Below are 16,242 nucleotides of genomic sequence, written 5' to 3'. Positions count from 1 at the left end.
CCTAGTGGCCCATCCCCAGGCCGCCGTCCACGGGGATCACGGCACCCGAGATGTACGCGGCCTCGTCGGAGGCGATCCAGCGGACGACGCCCGCGACCTCGTCGGCGGTCGCGTAGCGGCCCGCCGGGATGGCCTTCCGGTACTCGGCCTGCGTGCCCTCGTCGAGCTCGGCCGTCATGTCCGTCTCGATGAAGCCCGGGGCGACGACGTTCGCGGTGATGCCGCGGGCGCCCAGCTCGCGCGTGATCGACCGGGCGATGCCCACGAGGCCCGCCTTCGAGGCGGCGTAGTTCACCTGGCCGGGGCCGCCGTAGAGGCCGACGACCGACGAGATGAGCACGACGCGGCCCCACTTCTTGCGCAGCATGCCCTTGGAGGCGCGCTGCACGACGCGGAAGGCGCCCGTGAGGTTCGTGTCGACGACGTCCGAGAAGTCCTCCTCGCTCATGCGCATGAGGAGCGTGTCGCGCGTGATGCCGGCGTTGGCGACCACGACCTCGACCGGGCCGAGCTCGGCCTCGATCGTCGTGAACGCCGCGTCGATGGACGCGGCGTCCGTGACGTCGGCCGCGACGGCCAGCGCGCCCTCCGGGCCCTCGCCGTTCCGCGAGGTGATCGCGACGCGGTGCCCCGCGTCGAGGAAGGCCTGGGCGATGGCGCGGCCGATGCCGCGGTTGCCGCCGGTGACGAGCACGGTGCGAGAGGTCATGGCTCCGAGCCTATTCGTCTGCCCATCGACCCCTGGGAGCGGGGCGCGCCTGTCGGTGGTCGGGCGTAGAGTTGCAGCAGCATGCGAGACAGGTCCGCGTCGATCACCGACCTCCCGATGTCTCCTGATGAGGAGCGTCAGAGGCGATTCCGGACGTACCTGTACATGATGCTCGCGCGCGTCGCCTGCCTCGGCATCTTCTTCGTCGTGCCCGGCTGGTGGAAGCTCATCCCCGCCGCCGGCGCGATCTTCATCCCCTACTTCGCGGTCGTCGTCGCGAACCAGGTGACCCGGCAGCCCGTCGAGGTGCGCGAGATCCCGAACGCGCTGCCCGCGGCGCCGACGCCGCAGCCCGAGACCTGGACGCCGCCCGTCGACGACGCGCGGCCGGGGGCCGACGAGCGCCGGGAGGGCGGCCCATGAGCCTGCTGGGCATGCTCGACGGCGGCCCGGGTGCGGTGTGCTCCGCCTCGGGCTGCGCCGCGTCGGCCGCGCACGCCATCCACTGGCGCAACCCGCGCATCCACGGCGAGGACCGCGTGAAGACGTGGGCCGCGTGCGACGACCACCGCGAGAGCCTCGCCGCGTGGCTGCGCTCGCGCGCGTTCCCCGTGGCCGTGACGCCCTTCGGCGAGACGGTCGAGCGGGTCGCCTGATGCTGCGCCTCCTCCGCGAGCCCCGGTGGCTCGGCTACCTCGGCGTGGCAGTTATCTTCGCCGTCGTCTGCTGCGCGCTCGGCGCCTGGCAGTGGCACCGCCGCGAGGAGGCGCTCGCCGCCATCGCGCGGCTCGACGCCAACTGGGACCGCACGCCCGTCGCGCTCGCCGAGGCGCTGCCCGAGCTCGACGCGTACGAGGAGGACCAGCAGTGGACCCCCGTCGCGGTCGAGGGCGAGTACCTCGTCGACGAGTCGCTGCTGCTGCGCGGCCGCGTGCGCGGCGGCGACGTGGGCTTCGACGTCGTCGTGCCGTTCCGCACGACCGAGGGCACGATCCTCTGGGTCGACCGCGGCTGGATCCGGCAGGGCCCGGGCGCCGAGCGGCCGGTGGCCGAGCCGGCGACGCCGGAGGGCCCGGTCGCGATCGTCGCGCGGCTGCGGCCCGACGAGGGCGTCATCGCGGGCCGCGGCGCCCCCGAGGGGCAGATCGCCTCGGTCGACCTCGGCTCGCTCGCGGCGGCGCTCGGCGAGCCCACCTACACGGGCGCCTACGGGCTGCTCGCCGAGGAGGCGGGCGGCGAGCCGGCTGACGTCGCCGTGGCCACCCGCCCGGTGCTCGACGAGGGCCCGCACCTGTCGTACACGCTGCAGTGGTTCGTCTTCGCGGCCGGCGGCTTCGTCGCGCTCGGCTGGGCGATGCGGCAGGAGCTGCGCGGCGTCGAGCCGGAGCGCCCCGTGCGCCGCCGCCGCAGCGACGCGGACGTCGAGGACGAGATCCTCGACCGCGCCTAGCGCCCGGCGCCCGCGGACGGGTCGCGGTCGTCGCGCTCGGCGAGCGGGATCGCGCTCGTCGCCACCGCCGGCGCATGCCAGCGCAGCAGCTCGCTCGCGATGCGCAGCGCCGTGACGCCGGCGGCGATGAGCCCGAGCACGAGCCAGTTGCCCGCGCCGAGGGAGCCCGCCGCCGCCGCGCCCGCGGCGCCGAGCAGGGCCGGCACGAGGTAGAGCCGGGAGTCGCGGCGGAAGACCGCGGGGATCTCGTTGGCGAGCGCGTCGCGCAGGATGCCGCCGCCGATGCCCGTGAGCATGCCGACGAACGCGGCGCCCACCGGCCCCATGCCGTGCTCGAGCCCCTTCGCGGCCCCCTCGACGGCGAAGATGCCGAGCCCGATCGCGTCGAAGACGAGCACCGGCCGGTCGAGCCGGTCCATCCACCGGTGCAGCAGGAACACGAGCAGCGCACCGCCGAGGGCGACGACGAGCATCCACCAGTCGACGAGCGCCGCGACGGGGGTCGCGCCGATGAGGAGGTCGCGCAGCATGCCGCCGCCCGTCGCCGTGACGACCGCGAGGCCGGCCATGCCGACGATGTCCATGCGCTTCTGCAGGGCGAGGAGGGCGCCCGAGACCGCGAACGCGAGCACCCCGAGCGCGACGAACGCGTCGTGCGCGACGAGCCACGCGCCGCTCAGCGGTTCCATGACCCCCGGCTCCATGCTGCGCCTCCCACGCCTCCGAGGCTAGGCGAGGCCGATGAGGTCGAGGTACTCGGGGTTCCAGAGGTCCTCGGTGCCGTCGGGCATGATGAGCACGCGCTCGGGGTCGAGCGCCTCGACGGCGCCCTCGTCGTGGCTGACGAGGATGACGGCGCCCTCGTACGCGCCGAGCGCGCCGAGGATCTCCTCGCGGCTCGCCGGGTCGAGGTTGTTCGTCGGCTCGTCGAGCAGCAGCACGTTCGCGCTCGAGACGACGAGCATCGCGAGCGAGAGGCGCGTCTTCTCGCCGCCCGACAGCACGCGGGCGGGCTTGTCGGCGTCGTCGCCCGTGAACAGGAACGAGCCGAGCACGCGGCGCGCCTCGGTCGAGGTGATGTCGGGCGAGGCGGAGAGCATGTTCTGCAGCACCGAGCGCTCGACGTCGAGCGTCTCGTGCTCCTGCGCGTAGTAGCCGACGCGGAGGCCGTGGCCGCGCTCGATGCCGCCGGTGTCGCTCTCGGAGACGCCCGCGAGGATCCGCAGCAGCGTCGTCTTGCCGGCGCCGTTGAGGCCGAGGATGACCACGCGCGAGCCTCGGTCGATCGCGATGTCGACGGCAGTGAAGATCTCGAGCGAGCCGTACGACTTCGATAGGTCGTGCGCCATGATCGGCGTCTTCCCGACGGGCGCGGGCTTCGGGAACCGCAGCTTCGCCACCTTGTCGACGGCGCGCTCCTCCTCGAGGCCCGACCGCATCCGCTCGGCGCGCTTCGCCATCTGCTTCGACGCCACGGCCTTCGACGCCTTGGCGCCCATCTTCGCCGCCTGCAGCTCGAGCTGGCTCGCCGCCTTCTCGACGTTGGCGCGCTCGCGCTTGCGGCGCTCGGCGTCGGCCTCGCGCTGCCGGAGGTAGTGCTTCCACCCCATGTTGTAGACGTCGATCACCTGGCGGTTGGCGTCGAGGTAGAAGACGCGGTTCACGGTCTCCTCCACGAGCTCGACGTCGTGGCTGATGACGAGCAGGCCGCCCTGGTAGCCCTTGAGGAACTCGCGCAGCCAGGTGACGGAGTCGGCGTCGAGGTGGTTCGTGGGCTCGTCGAGGATCATCGTCTCGGCGCCCGAGAAGAGGATGCGGGCGAGCTCGATGCGGCGGCGCTGGCCGCCCGAGAGCGTCTCGAGCTGCTGGTCGAGGATGCGCTCGGGCAGCTGCAGGTTGGACGCGATCGCCGCGCCCTCCGCCTCGGCCGCGTAGCCGCCGAGGGCGAGGAAGCGGTCCTCGAGCCTGCCGTAGCGGCGCATCGCCTCGTCGGCGGCCGCGCCGCCCTCTCCCATGCGCTCGGTCGCCTCGCGCATGCCCTCGACGAGCTCGCCGAGGCCGCGCGCGTCGAGGATGCGGCGGCGCGCCGTCTGCTTCGGGTCGCCGGAGCGCGGGTCCTGCGGCAGGTAGCCGATCTCGCCCGTGCGCGAGATCGAGCCGGTGAAGTCGTGGCCGTCGCGGTCGTCGCTGACGCCCGCGAGCACCTTCGTCATGGTGGTCTTGCCGGCGCCGTTGCGGCCGACGAGGCCGATCTTGTCGCCGCGGTCGATGCGGAAGGCGACGTCGGCCATGAGGGTGCGCGGCCCCACGGAGAGCGAGAAGTCGCGCACGTCGATCATGAGGGGTCCTGTCGCAGGGGGTGGTGGAGGGCCGGGTCGGTGCCCAGCCCTCCATGCTACCCGCGGCGGGAGCTGCGGCGCGTCGGTCGCGTCAGCGCCAGTCGCGCACGACCTCCTGGATGCGCTCGGTGAGCGCCGCCTGCAGCAGCGGGCCGTACGAGACGCGTCGGGCGCCGAACGCCCGGATCTCCTCGAGGCCGCCGACGACGGAGCCCTGCACGGGGTGCGCCGTGACGTTGACGGGGAGCGAGACCGCGTCGAGCACCGCGCGCAGCGCCTCGGGGCTCGGCGGCTTCACGGGGTAGAGCGCGCGGGCGCCCGCCTGCTCGGCGAGCTGCATGCGCAGCACCGCCTGCTCGGTGGCGTCGGCGCCGTGGAGCTCGGGGCGCGCCCACGCGTCGGTGCGGGCGTTGATGACGACGTCGACGCCCGCGGCGTCGGCGGCGGCGCGCAGGCCCGCCACGTAGTCGGCGTGCTCCTGCGGCTCGCGCATCCGGCTCTCCGAGTGCACGGTGTCCTCGACGTTGAGGCCGACGGCGCCCGCGGCGAGCAGCCGCTCGACCAGCTCCTCCGGGGCGAGGCCGTAGCCCGACTCGAGGTCGGCGCTCACGGGCACGTCGACCGATGCGACGACGCGGGCGATGCCCTCGAACGCCTGGTCGGGGGTCATCGCCTCGCCGTCGGCGTGGCCGAGCGAGTCGGCGAGCGGGTGGCTGCCGATCGTGAGGGCGCCGAAGCCGGCGTCGACGAGGGTGCGGGCCGACCACGCGTCCCACGCGGTCGGGAGCACGACGAGGTCGTCGTGCATGGCCAGCAGTGCGGATGCCTTCGATGCGAGATCGCTCATGGGCCGATCGTAGGCAGGCGGCCGGGGTCGCCGCTGAGGATGCCCTGCACGCACGCACGGCGTCCTAGGCTGACCGCATGACCACTGCCATCGCACGCCCGTTCTCGCGGCGCACCGTGCTCGCCGACGCGCTCGTCGGCCGGCGCACGCTCGTCAAGGACCTCCTGCTCGTCTTCGCGGGCATCGCCGTCGTCGCCGGCCTCGCGCAGGTCGAGATCCCGATGTGGCCGGTGCCCATCACGGGCCAGACCCTCGGCGTCATGCTCGTCGCCGCGACGCTCGGCCTCCGCCGCGGCACGATGGCCATGGCCGGCTACCTCGTGCTGGGCCTCGCCGGACTGCCGATCTTCGCGACGTTCTCGGGCGGCATCGCCACGATCGGCAAGCCGAGCTTCGGCTTCATCCTCGGCTTCGTCGCGACCGCCGCGGTCGTCGGCTGGCTCGCGGAGCGCCGCTGGGACCGCCGCCCGGTGCTCGCGATCGCGCTCTTCGGCGCGGCGAGCCTCATCCCCTTCGCCTTCGGCATCCCGTACATGGCCGCGGTGCTCGCCGCCATGGGCACGCCCGTCGACCTCGCGGGCGCGCTCGGCCTCGGCTTCGTGCCGTTCATCGTCGGCGGCATCGTCAAGTGGGCCGTCGCCGCGGCAGTCATGCCGGCCGCGTGGGCGGGCGTCCGCCGCCTCGAGCGCGACATCGATTGACGCGTCCGGACCCCGGATGCACGGAGGGCTCGCACCGCAGGGTGCGGGCCCTCCGTCGTGCTGCGGCCGCGTGCTGCGCCGTCGGTTCGCCCGTCGTCGTGCGCGCGATCTTGCTCCTCGATTGCTGTACCGGTACAGTGAGACCGCCGCTATACCGATACAGAAAGGCAGTCCGATGGATCCCATGCAGTTCGCGATCCTCTCCTCGCTCGACGACCGCCGCCCCGGCGACGGCCGCGCGACCCGCCGCGCCCGCGGCCGCCGCCTCCCCGTCCTCCGCCGCTCGCTCGCGCGCGGCCTGCGCTCGCTCGCGCGCCGCGTCGACGTGCCTCAGGCGGCGTCGGCCAGGATGGGTGCATGGCCCGTGTGACGCTGCAGACCATCGCCGACGAGGTCGGCGTGAGCCGGATGACGGTCTCGAACGCGTTCTCGCGGCCCGACCAGCTCTCCGGCGAGCTGCGCGCGCGGGTGCTCGCCGCCGCCGAGCGGCTCGGCTACGCCGGGCCCGACGCCGCGGCGCGCGCCCTCACCCGCGGCCGCACGGGCGTCGTCGGCATGCTCCTCGAGACCTCGCCCTTCGACGCCTTCGTCGACGAGGTCTCGGTCGGCTTCATGCGCGCCGCCGCAGCGGGCCTCGCCGACGCCGGCTACTCGCTCGCGCTCCTGCACTCCAACCGCTCGGGCGACATCGTGCCGACGCGCGACGTCGCCATGGACGGCGCGATCGTCTACTCCTGCGCCCCGCAGTCGGAGGGCGTCGGCGACCTGCTCCGCCGCCGCCTGCCGATCGTGCGCGTCGAGGGCCTCCCGATCGAGGGCGTCGCGAGCGTCGCGCTCGACGACGAGGGCGGGGCGCGCGCCGCCGCCCAGCACCTGCTCGACCTGGGCCACCGCGACATCGCGATCGTCGCCGGAGGCATCGACGCGGACGGCCGGCCGCTGCACGACCCGCCCGCCTCCGACTACTCCGTCACGCGCGGCCGCCTCGCCGGCTGGTACGCCGCGCTCCAGGCCGCCGACGTCGTGCCGCGCATCGTCGCGACCGGCGCCACCTCGGTCGACGACGCGCTCCGGGCCCGCATCCGCGAGCTGCTCGCCGCGCCGCCGACCGCGGTGCTCTGCTGGTCCGACCTCGCCGCCGTCGAGGTGCTCGAGGCCGCGCGCGAAGCCGGGCTCTCGGTCCCCGCCGACCTGTCGGTGGTCGGCTTCGACGACGTGCCGCTCGCCTCGCGCGTCACGCCGCCCCTCACGACCGTCCGGCAGGACCTCGACGCCAAGGGCGACGCCGCGGTGCGGGCGCTCCTGTCGATGCTGGACGGAGGCGCGCCCGAGGCGGTGCCGCCGCTCGCGACCACCCTCGTCGTGCGCGAGAGCACCGCTCCCCCGCGCGCCTCGTAAACCACGGCGTCCGGCCGCGCCCGCAGGCGACGCGCAGGGCACGGATGCGCGGCTCGTGGGCGACCGGGTGCAGGATGGGCGGGGCGCCCGACCGCGACGCCGGATCGGAGGCAGCGTGAGCGCCGCCCAGCAGCCCGCGACCGGGACCCTCGACGAGCCGCGCGACCCGCGGATCGACCGCCCCTGGCCCGCGCTCTGGTCGCTCGTCCTCGGCTTCTTCATGATCCTCGTCGACTCGACGATCGTGACGATCGCCACCCCCGCGCTCATGCGCTCGCTCGACGCCGACGTCACGAGCGTCGTCTGGGTCACGAGCGCCTACCTGCTCGCCTACGCGACACCGCTGCTCGTCACCGGCCGGCTCGGCGACCGCTTCGGGCCCAAGCACGTCTACCTCGCGGGCCTGGCGCTCTTCACCGCCTCCTCGCTCGCGTGCGGGCTCGCCCCGAGCATCGAGGTGCTCATCGTCGCGCGCGTCGCGCAGGGCCTCGGCGCCGCGCTCATGACGCCGCAGACCATGGCCGTCATCACGCGCACCTTCGCGCCCGACCGCCGCGGCGCCGCCCTCGGGCTCTGGGGCGGCATCGCGGGCCTCGCGACGCTCGTCGGCCCGCTCGTGGGCGGCCTCCTCATCGACAGCGTCGGCTGGTCGTGGATCTTCTTCATCAACGTCCCCGTCGGCGTGCTGGGCTTCCTGCTCGTCGTCCGCACGGTGCCGCGGCTGCCGCTGAGCGGGCACCGCTTCGACCTGCTCGGCGTCGTGCTGAGCTCCGCCGGCATGCTCGCCCTCGTGTTCGGCGTGCAGGAGGCCGGCCGCTCGGGGCCCGGCCTGCTCGGGCTCGTCGCCGTCGGCGTCGTGCTGCTCGCCGCGTTCGTCCGGTGGCAGGCGCGCACGCGCGGCGAGCCGCTGCTGCCGCTCTCGCTCTTCCGCGACCGCAGCTTCACGCTCGGCTGCATCGCGATCTCGGCCGTCGGCTTCGCGATCACCGCGCAGGGCGTGCCGCTCTTCCTCTACCTGCAGACCGCGCGCGGGCTCGGCACGACCGAGTCGGCGCTGCTGCTGCTGCCGATGGCGATCCTCGCCGGCGTCCTCTCGCCGCTCGTCGGCCGCGCCCTCCAGGGCCGCGACGTCAAGCTGTTCGCGGCCTTCGGCATCGCGTCCGTCGCGGGTGCGCTCGCCTGGTACGCCGCGTGGATGCAGCCGGGCGTCGACGTGCTGTGGCTGCTCCTGCCCTCCGCGCTCCTCGGCGTCGGCAACGCGTTCATGTGGGGGCCGATCTCGGTGACCACCACCCGCAACCTGCCGCTGTCCGCCGCCGGAGCGGGCGCCGGCGTCTACAACGCGATGCGACAGGTGGGCGCCGTCATCGGCTCGGCGTCGATCGCCGCGCTCATGACGGCGCGGCTCACCGCCGAGCTCGGGATGGCGCCGACGGCCGAGCAGGAGGGCGGCACCGGCGGTCTGCCCGAGCAGCTCGTCGCGCCGTTCGCCGCCGCGATGGGGCAGTCGATGCTGCTGCCGGCCGCGGTGCTGCTCGTCGCGATCGTGGCGGCGCTGTGCTTCGCGCCGCCGAAGGCGCCCGAGCGGCGCTCGGCCGCCGCGCCCGCACAGGGAGCGGTCGCCGACGACTAGCGCCCGGTTCGGTCAGCGCTCGGTCGGCCCGATCCGCGGATCCGGCAGCAGGGTCTCGACCGCGGGCTTGCGGCGTGCGCGCGCCCACACCACGAAGCCCCAGACCGTGAACGCGCCGTAGAACGCGTACATCGCCGCGGTCGCCCAGTAGCCCGCCGAGAGCAGCAGCGGCACCCCGACGAGGTCGACGAGCACCCAGACGAGCCAGAACTCCGTCCAGCCGCGCGCCATGCCGTAGGTGGCCAGCAGCGACCCGACGAAGGTCCAAGCATCCGCCCACACCGGCTCGTAGGAGCCGAGCGCCGCGAACAGCGGCGTGAGCGCCACGGTGCCGACGACGAGCACGACCGCGAGCCCGGCGCGCTGCGGCCAGGTGGCCCAGCGCGGCACGATCTGGCCGTCGGCGCCCCGCGCCTGCCGCCACCGCACCCAGCCGTAGATCGCCACGGCGATGAACATCACCTGGCGGCCCGCCTGGCCGAGCAGCGCGGGCAGCGTGTGCGTCGGGTCGAAGAGCGCGCCGAGGAAGACCGTGAGCAGCAGCACGTTGCCGACGATGCCGACCGGCCACGCCCACACGCGCCGCAGCATCCCGCCGACCGCGCTCGCCAGGCCGAACGCGTTGCCCACCACCTCGCGCAGCAGCAGCTCCTGGCCGCCGCCCACGGGGATGGTCGCGCCGTATATCGCGGCGAGCCAGTCGAGGTCCATGCCACCAGCGTAGGTCTGCGGGAGGCCTCCGCAGCGCGTAGCGTTGGAGGCATGACCGACACGCAGACCGCTCCCGCCTCCGACGACGAGGGCGATCGCACGACCTTCGCCGACCTCGGCCTCCCCGCCGGCATCCTCGCCGCGCTCGACGACGTCGGCTACGAGACGCCCTCGGCGATCCAGGCCGAGACCATCCCGCTGCTGCTCGAGGGCCGCGACATCATCGGCCTCGCCCAGACCGGCACGGGCAAGACGGCCGCCTTCGCGCTGCCCGTGCTCGCCGCCATCGACGTCGACCGCCGCGAGCCGCAGGCGCTCGTGCTCACGCCCACGCGCGAGCTCGCCGTGCAGGTCTGCGAGGCCTTCGAGCGCTACGCCGCCCACCTCGGCGGCGTGCACGTGCTCCCGATCTACGGCGGCCAGGGCTACGGCGTCCAGCTCTCGGCGCTGCGCCGCGGCGTCCACGTCGTCGTCGGCACGCCCGGCCGCATCATGGACCACCTCGCCAAGGGCACGCTCGACCTCTCGGGCCTCACGCACGTCGTGCTCGACGAGGCCGACGAGATGCTCCGGATGGGCTTCGCCGAGGACGTCGACGAGATCCTCCAGCAGACGCCCGCCGACAAGCAGGTCGCGCTCTTCTCGGCCACCATGCCGAGGCAGATCCGCGCCATCTCGCAGCAGCACCTCCGCCAGCCCGCCGAGGTGACCGTGAAGGGCGGCTCGCAGACCTCGCCGAGCATCACGCAGCGGGCGCTCATGGTCTCGTACCAGCAGAAGCTCGAAGCGCTCACCCGCGTGCTCGAGGTCGAGCCCTTCGAGGCCGCGATCGTCTTCACCCGCACGCGCAACGAGACCGAGACCGTCGCCGAGCGCCTCCGCGCGCGCGGCTACGCGGCCGCCGCCATCTCGGGCGACATCGCGCAGCCGCAGCGCGAGAAGACGATCGACGCGCTCCGCTCCGGCACCCTCGACGTGCTCGTCGCCACCGACGTCGCCGCCCGCGGCCTCGACGTCGAGCGCATCAGCCACGTCATCAACTACGACCTGCCGATCGACACCGAGTCGTACGTGCACCGCATCGGCCGCACGGGCCGCGCCGGCCGCACCGGCGACGCGATCAGCTTCGTCACCGCGCGCGAGCGCCGGATGCTCGGCGCCATCGAGAAGGCGACCCGCGGCACCGTCGCGGTCATGCCGATGCCGAGCGCCGGCGAGGTCAACGCGACCCGCCTCACGCGCTTCGACGATGCCATCACGGCAGCCCTGGCCGAGACGGACCGGATCGAGCGGTTCCGCGAGATCATCGCCCACTACGTCGAGAACCACGACGCGCAGCAGGAGGACGTCGCGGCGGCGCTCGCCGTCGTCGCGCAGGGCGAGACCCCGCTGCTGCTCGACGCCGAGGCCGACCGCGCGCTGCAGCCGCCGCGCGAGCGGGAGCGCGGCCGCGACCGCGACGCCGGCGACCGGCCGGACCGCGCGGAGCGGGGCCCGCGCCGCGGCCCCTCGGACGCGACGACCTACCGCCTCGCGGTCGGCAGCAGGCGGGGCGTCGAGCCGCGCCAGATCGTCGGCGCGCTCGCCAACGAGGGCGGCCTCGGCCGCGACGACTTCGGCCGCATCACCATCCGCTACGACTTCACGCTCGTCGAGCTGCCGGAGCTCTCCCCCGGCCAGCTCGAGAAGCTGTCGCAGACCCGCATCCTCGGCGTGCCGATCGACCTGCGCGTCGACACGGGGCGCCGTGAGCGGGGTGAGCGCGATGAGCGCGGACCCCGCCGCGACCGCGACGACCGCGGCCCGCGCAGGGACCGCGACGACCGCGCCCCGCGCCGCGACCGCGACGACCGGGCGCCCCGCGGCGACCGCGACGAGCGGCCCGCGCGCAAGCCCCGCCACGGACGGGATCGATGACGGAGGCTCCGACGCCCCACGACGCGACCCCCCACCCGGCGCCGCGCCGGCGCGCGAGCCTCGAGGTGCTGCGCGCCGAGGCCGCCGACGAGCGCTCCGTGCTCGTCGACGAGCGGCTGCGCTCCGGCGAGGACCCGTGGGACTTCATGTCGGAGCTGCCGAGCGTCGACGAGATCGTCGTCCTGCTGCTGCGCTCCGAGCGGATCCTGCCGCCGCACGCCGTGCGGCCCGGGCACGACGTGAGCGACCTCGTGCTGCGGCGCATCGTCGACGACTACCCGCCGCTCGCGCCGACCGTGTGGTCGATGCTCGAGCCCGCCGAGCCCGAGCGGGCGTGGGCGCCGCGGGTGAGCAGGGACGCGGCGTAGCGGTCGCTGGAGGCACGATGAAGGGGACGACCGCGGTGGTCGTCCCCTTCGTGGTGGTCAGATGGTGAACCCTAGAGCCCTCATCATCTCGCGGCCGTCCTCGGTGATCCGCTCCGGACCCCACGGCGGCATCCACACCCAGTTGATGCGGAACTGCTCCACGACGCCGTCGAGCTTCTCGGCGATCTCCGTCTCGATGACGTCGGTGAGCGGGCAGCCCGCCGACGTCAATGTCATCGAGATGACGAGCGCGTCCTGCTCGTCGTCCCAGGCCAGGTCGTAGACGAGGCCCAGGTCGACGATGTTGACGTCGAGCTCCGGGTCGACGACGTCCTTGAGCGCATCGGTGATCTGGTCGAACTTCGCCGCCTCGACCTCGATGAGCGCCATCAGACGCCGGCCTTGAGGTAGCGGTCGTAGCCCTCCTCCTCGAGACGCTCCGCGAGCTCGGGGCCGCCCTGCTCGGCGACCCGGCCGTTCACGAACACGTGCACGTGGTCGGGCTGGATGTAGCGCAGGATGCGCGTGTAGTGCGTGATGAGGAGCACACCGAGCAGCGTCTCGCCCTTGATGCGGTTCACGCCCTCCGAGACGATGCGCAGCGCGTCGACGTCGAGGCCCGAGTCGGTCTCGTCGAGCACCGCGAAGCGCGGGCGCAGGAGCTCCATCTGGAGGATCTCGTGGCGCTTCTTCTCGCCGCCCGAGAAGCCCTCGTTGACGTTGCGCTCGCCGAACGACGGGTCCATGCGCAGCGACTCCATCGCCGTGCGGACGTCGCCGATCCACTCGCGCACGCGCGGCGCCTCGCCCGACACCGCGGTCTTCGCGGTGCGCAGGAAGTTCGAGACCGTCACGCCGGGGATCTCCACCGGGTACTGCATCGCGAGGAACAGGCCCGCACGGGCGCGCTCGTCGACGCTCATGCCGAGCACGTCCTCGCCGTCGAGCGTGATCGAGCCGCCGTCGACCGTGTACCGCGGGTGGCCCGCGATCGTGTAGGCCAGCGTCGACTTGCCCGAGCCGTTCGGGCCCATCACGGCGTGGATCTCGTCGGAGCTGATCGTCAGGTCGACGCCCCGCAGGATCTCCTTCTTGCCCTGCTCGGTCTCGATCGAGACCTGCAGGTCCTTGATGTCCAGCACGCTCATCGCGCTCCCTTCCTCCGCGGCTCGTGCCGCGTCACGTCAGTGGGTTCTGGACGTCGACGAGCACGTCGTCGCCGTCGATGGTCACGGGGAAGACCGGCACGGGCTCGTAGGCCGGCAGGTTCTTCGGCTTCCCCGTCGTGAGCTCGAACTGCGAGCCGTGGGCCCAGCACTCGATGGCGTCGTCCTCGACGAAGCCCTCCGCGAGCGAGATCTCGCCGTGGGTGCAGGTGTCGCCGAGCGCGTGGATCGCGCCCGCGGAGTCCTGCACGACGCACACGGCGACGCCGTCGAGCTCGACCCGGAGGGCCGACCCGACGGCGACGTCGCCCACGCCGCAGGCTCGCTGAGCGGTCATGCGCCGGCCCGCGAGGCGGGCGCGAGGCTCGCGCCGCGGCGCAGCTCCTCCTCGATCGCGGCGGCCAGGCGCTCCTCGACCTCGGGCACGCCCACCTTCTGCACGATCTCCATGAGGAAGCCGATGACGACGAGGCGACGCGCCTCCTCCTCCTCGATGCCGCGCGACTGCAGGTAGAAGAGCTGCTCGTCGTCGAAGCGGCCGGTGGCCGAGGCGTGGCCGGCGCCCGCGATGTCGCCCGTCTCGATCTCGAGGTTCGGGATCGAGTCGGCGCGCGTGCCGTCGGTGAGCACGAGGTTCTGGTTCTTCTCGTACGAGTCGGTGCCCGTGGCGCCCGAGCCGATGAGCACGTCGCCGATCCAGACCGACCGCGCGCCCTCGCCCTGCAGCGCACCCTTGTAGAGCACGTCGCCCTTCGTCGAGACGCCCTCGTGGTGCAGGTAGACCTGCGACTCGAGGTGCTGGCCCGCGTCGGCGAACGAGAGGCCGAACAGCTCGCCCTCCGCGTGCTCGCCCGCGAGGCGCACCGAGGGGTTCACGCGCACGACGCCGCCGCCGAACGAGGCGACGATGTGGCGCAGGAACCCGCCCTGCTCGACGACGGCCTGGTGGGCCGCCGCGTGCACCGCGTCGTCCTCCCAGTCCTGGACCGAGACGACCTCGAGCCGCGCGCCGGGGCGCACGAGGATCTCGACGTTCTGGGCGTAGGCGGCCGAGCCCTCGTGCGACAGCACGACCGTGCCCTGCGAGCCGGGCATCGCCTCGATGACGATGTGCGCGTTGCCGTGCACGTCGGCCCCGCGGCCCGCGATGCGGACGACGACGGGCGCCTCGACGGCCTGGCCCTCGGGCAGGCGCACGTGCAGGGCGTTCGCGCAGCGCTTCCACGCGATCGCGCTCGCGAGGTCCTCCGGCTGGAAGATCTCGCCGCGCGGTGCGGCGTCGTGGCCCGTCGACTCGACGAGCAGGCCGCGGGCCTCGGCGTCGCCGGTGTCGTAGTCGAGCGAGCGCTCGCCCGCCTCGGTCTCCTCGTCGACGAGCAGCGGCGCCAGGCGGCGCAGGTCGCTCAGCTTCCAGTTGACCTCGCGGCCGGTCGGCCGCTCGAAGTCCTCGGGGTCGAACGACCAGGGGCGCTCGGAGCGCGTCTGGACGGGGACGACGGGGGTCGTGTCGATGACGGTCATCAGCCGACGGATCCTTCCATGCTCATCTCGATGAGCTTGTTGAGCTCGAGCGCGTACTCCATCGGCAGCTCGCGGGCGATCGGCTCGATGAAGCCGCGGACGATCATCGCCATCGCCTCGTCCTCCTCCATGCCGCGCGACATGAGGTAGAACAGCTGCTCCTCGCTCACCTTCGACACGGTCGCCTCGTGGCCGAGCACGACGTCGTCGACGCGGATGTCGATCGCCGGGTACGTGTCGGAGCGGGAGATCGTGTCGACGAGCAGGGCGTCGCAGCGCACGGTGTTCGCGGAGTGGTGGGCGTTGGCGTCGACGCGGACCTCGCCGCGGTAGCCGGCCCGGCCGCCGCCGCGCGCGATCGACTTCGAGACGATCGACGACGTCGTGTGCGGCGCCATGTGGATCATCTTCGCGCCGGCGTCCTGGTGCTGCCCGGGGCCCGCGAAGGCCACCGACAGCGTCTCGCCCTTGGCGCGCTCGCCCACGAGGTAGATCGACGGGTACTTCATCGTCACCTTGGAGCCGATGTTGCCGTCGATCCACTCCATCGTCGCGCCCTCCTCGGCGATGGCGCGCTTCGTGACGAGGTTGTAGACGTTGTTCGACCAGTTCTGGATCGTCGTGTAGCGGACACGGGCGTCCTTCTTCACGATGATCTCGACGACCGCCGAGTGCAGCGAGTCGGACGAGTAGATCGGGGCCGTGCAGCCCTCGATGTAGTGCACGTACGAGCCCTCGTCGGCGATGATGAGCGTGCGCTCGAACTGGCCCATGTTCTCGGTGTTGATCCGGAAGTAGGCCTGCAGCGGGATCTCGACGTGGACGCCCTTCGGGACGTAGACGAACGAGCCGCCCGACCACACCGCCGTGTTCAGCGCGGCGAACTTGTTGTCGCCGGCCGGGATGACGGTGCCGAAGTACTCCTCGAAGATCTCCGGGTGCTCGCGCAGCGCCGTGTCGGTGTCCATGAAGATGACGCCCTGGCGCTCCAGGTCCTCCTGGATCTGGTGGTACACGACCTCCGACTCGTACTGCGCGGCGACGCCGGCGACGAGGCGGGAGCGCTCGGCCTCGGGGATGCCGAGGCGGTCGTACGTGTTGCGGATGTCCTCAGGGAGGTCCTCCCACGACTGCGCCTGGCGCTCCGTGGACCGCACGAAGTACTTGATGTTGTCGAAGTCGATGCCGGAGAGGTCGGCGCCCCACGTCGGCATGGGCTTGCGACCGAACAGCTGGAGGCCCTTCAGGCGCCGCTCCAGCATCCACTCCGACTCGTTCTTCAGCTCGGAGATCTCGCGGACCACCTGCTCGCTCAGGCCTCGCTTGGCGATCTGGCCGGCCTCGTCGGAGTCGTGCCACCCGAACTCGTACTGCCCCAGGCCCTCGAGCTCGGGACGATCGATCAGGACGTCGGACATCGTCTCCCCCTTCCACGCATCAATGAGAACCCCGCGGCGCTCCTCGGCATTCCGCTCGTCTCGC

19 protein-coding genes are annotated in these 16,242 nt (G+C 73.2%); 9 read left to right on the top strand and 10 right to left on the bottom strand.

All coding sequences use genetic code 11. The features are described 5' to 3' along the window. Position 1: 1 nt before the first annotated feature. Positions 2-709 (bottom strand): 3-oxoacyl-ACP reductase FabG, encoded by a 708-nt coding sequence (gene fabG / locus IEW90_RS07830; RefSeq protein ID WP_188717598.1) that lies wholly within the window; start codon positions 707-709, stop codon positions 2-4. Between the two features lie 81 nt (positions 710-790). Here fabG and IEW90_RS07825 point away from each other — a divergent pair, with 81 nt between their 5' ends. From IEW90_RS07825 to IEW90_RS07815, 3 genes are read left to right on the top strand one after another with little or no spacing between them, the layout of a single operon-like run. Next, positions 791-1,132: a DUF3099 domain-containing protein gene (locus IEW90_RS07825; RefSeq protein ID WP_188717597.1), complete on the top strand. Its 342-nt coding sequence runs from the start codon at positions 791-793 to the stop codon at positions 1,130-1,132. Next, positions 1,129-1,365 (top strand): hypothetical protein, encoded by a 237-nt coding sequence (locus tag IEW90_RS07820; protein WP_229679542.1) that lies wholly within the window; start codon positions 1,129-1,131, stop codon positions 1,363-1,365. The genes IEW90_RS07825 and IEW90_RS07820 overlap by 4 nt, the downstream gene beginning before the upstream one ends. Then, positions 1,365-2,159: an SURF1 family cytochrome oxidase biogenesis protein gene (locus IEW90_RS07815; RefSeq protein ID WP_188717596.1), complete on the top strand. Its 795-nt coding sequence runs from the start codon at positions 1,365-1,367 to the stop codon at positions 2,157-2,159. Before IEW90_RS07820 ends, IEW90_RS07815 begins: the two co-directional genes overlap by 1 nt. On the opposite strand, the gene IEW90_RS07810 is transcribed toward IEW90_RS07815, so the two are convergent. The 3 genes from IEW90_RS07810 to IEW90_RS07800 all read right to left on the bottom strand — a co-directional run bounded on the left by IEW90_RS07810 (position 2,156) and on the right by IEW90_RS07800 (position 5,345). Beyond that, the gene (locus tag IEW90_RS07810; RefSeq protein WP_188717595.1) at positions 2,156-2,848 is read right to left on the bottom strand and encodes a trimeric intracellular cation channel family protein; all 693 of its coding nucleotides are present in this window, start codon (positions 2,846-2,848) and stop codon (positions 2,156-2,158) included. The genes IEW90_RS07815 and IEW90_RS07810 overlap by 4 nt on opposite strands. Positions 2,849-2,887: 39 nt before the next feature. Next, on the bottom strand, positions 2,888-4,498 hold the full coding sequence (locus tag IEW90_RS07805; RefSeq protein ID WP_188717594.1) for an ABC-F family ATP-binding cassette domain-containing protein: 1,611 nt from the start codon (positions 4,496-4,498) through the stop codon (positions 2,888-2,890). Positions 4,499-4,589: 91 nt separating this feature from the next. After that, complete coding sequence (locus IEW90_RS07800) at positions 4,590-5,345, bottom strand: isocitrate lyase/PEP mutase family protein (protein WP_188717593.1); 756 nt, start codon at positions 5,343-5,345, stop codon at positions 4,590-4,592. A 77-nt stretch (positions 5,346-5,422) separates the two neighbouring features. On the opposite strand from IEW90_RS07800, the gene IEW90_RS07795 reads away from it, so the two are divergent. The 4 genes from IEW90_RS07795 to IEW90_RS07780 all read left to right on the top strand — a co-directional run bounded on the left by IEW90_RS07795 (position 5,423) and on the right by IEW90_RS07780 (position 9,077). After that, a complete protein-coding gene (locus IEW90_RS07795; RefSeq protein WP_188717592.1) occupies positions 5,423-6,046 on the top strand; it encodes a biotin transporter BioY in 624 nt (207 codons plus the stop codon). A 175-nt stretch (positions 6,047-6,221) separates the two neighbouring features. Beyond that, complete coding sequence (locus tag IEW90_RS07790; protein WP_188717591.1) at positions 6,222-6,416, top strand: hypothetical protein; 195 nt, start codon at positions 6,222-6,224, stop codon at positions 6,414-6,416. After that, entirely contained in the window at positions 6,404-7,444 is a 1,041-nt protein-coding gene (locus tag IEW90_RS07785; RefSeq protein ID WP_188717590.1) for a LacI family DNA-binding transcriptional regulator, read from the top strand. Before IEW90_RS07790 ends, IEW90_RS07785 begins: the two co-directional genes overlap by 13 nt. A gap of 115 nt (positions 7,445-7,559) precedes the next feature. Then, positions 7,560-9,077 carry a DHA2 family efflux MFS transporter permease subunit gene (locus IEW90_RS07780; protein ID WP_268236821.1) on the top strand — a complete coding sequence of 506 codons (1,518 nt, stop codon included), beginning with the start codon at positions 7,560-7,562 and terminating at the stop codon, positions 9,075-9,077. Positions 9,078-9,089: 12 nt separating this feature from the next. Here the strand turns inward: IEW90_RS07780 and pnuC are convergent, their stop codons facing one another. After that, positions 9,090-9,788 (bottom strand): nicotinamide riboside transporter PnuC, encoded by a 699-nt coding sequence (pnuC, locus tag IEW90_RS07775; RefSeq protein WP_188717589.1) that lies wholly within the window; start codon positions 9,786-9,788, stop codon positions 9,090-9,092. A 51-nt stretch (positions 9,789-9,839) separates the two neighbouring features. Between pnuC and IEW90_RS07770 the strand changes: the two genes are divergently transcribed. Both IEW90_RS07770 and IEW90_RS07765 read left to right on the top strand, forming a co-directional pair. Continuing rightward, complete coding sequence (locus IEW90_RS07770) at positions 9,840-11,705, top strand: DEAD/DEAH box helicase (RefSeq protein WP_188717588.1); 1,866 nt, start codon at positions 9,840-9,842, stop codon at positions 11,703-11,705. Then, a complete protein-coding gene (locus IEW90_RS07765; protein ID WP_188717587.1) occupies positions 11,702-12,073 on the top strand; it encodes a tryptophan synthase subunit alpha in 372 nt (123 codons plus the stop codon). The genes IEW90_RS07770 and IEW90_RS07765 overlap by 4 nt, the downstream gene beginning before the upstream one ends. A gap of 57 nt (positions 12,074-12,130) precedes the next feature. Here the strand turns inward: IEW90_RS07765 and IEW90_RS07760 are convergent, their stop codons facing one another. From IEW90_RS07760 to sufB, 5 genes are read right to left on the bottom strand one after another with little or no spacing between them, the layout of a single operon-like run. Then, positions 12,131-12,463, bottom strand: coding sequence for a metal-sulfur cluster assembly factor (locus IEW90_RS07760; RefSeq protein WP_188717586.1), 333 nt, complete (start codon positions 12,461-12,463; stop codon positions 12,131-12,133). Further along, positions 12,463-13,221 carry a Fe-S cluster assembly ATPase SufC gene (gene sufC, locus IEW90_RS07755; protein ID WP_188717585.1) on the bottom strand — a complete coding sequence of 253 codons (759 nt, stop codon included), beginning with the start codon at positions 13,219-13,221 and terminating at the stop codon, positions 12,463-12,465. The genes IEW90_RS07760 and sufC overlap by 1 nt, the downstream gene beginning before the upstream one ends. 31 nt (positions 13,222-13,252) lie before the next feature. Then, the gene (locus tag IEW90_RS07750) at positions 13,253-13,576 is read right to left on the bottom strand and encodes a non-heme iron oxygenase ferredoxin subunit (protein ID WP_188717584.1); all 324 of its coding nucleotides are present in this window, start codon (positions 13,574-13,576) and stop codon (positions 13,253-13,255) included. Continuing rightward, positions 13,573-14,760 carry a Fe-S cluster assembly protein SufD gene (gene sufD / locus IEW90_RS07745; RefSeq protein ID WP_188717583.1) on the bottom strand — a complete coding sequence of 396 codons (1,188 nt, stop codon included), beginning with the start codon at positions 14,758-14,760 and terminating at the stop codon, positions 13,573-13,575. The genes IEW90_RS07750 and sufD overlap by 4 nt, the downstream gene beginning before the upstream one ends. After that, a complete protein-coding gene (sufB, locus tag IEW90_RS07740; protein WP_188717582.1) occupies positions 14,760-16,178 on the bottom strand; it encodes a Fe-S cluster assembly protein SufB in 1,419 nt (472 codons plus the stop codon). Before sufB ends, sufD begins: the two co-directional genes overlap by 1 nt. Between the last annotated feature and the right edge of the window lie 64 nt (positions 16,179-16,242).

The organism is Agrococcus terreus, from assembly GCF_014645235.1.
GTDB classification, from domain to species: Bacteria; Actinomycetota; Actinomycetes; order Actinomycetales; family Microbacteriaceae; genus Agrococcus; species Agrococcus terreus.
This window is presented reverse-complemented; position numbering and strand designations above follow the sequence as displayed.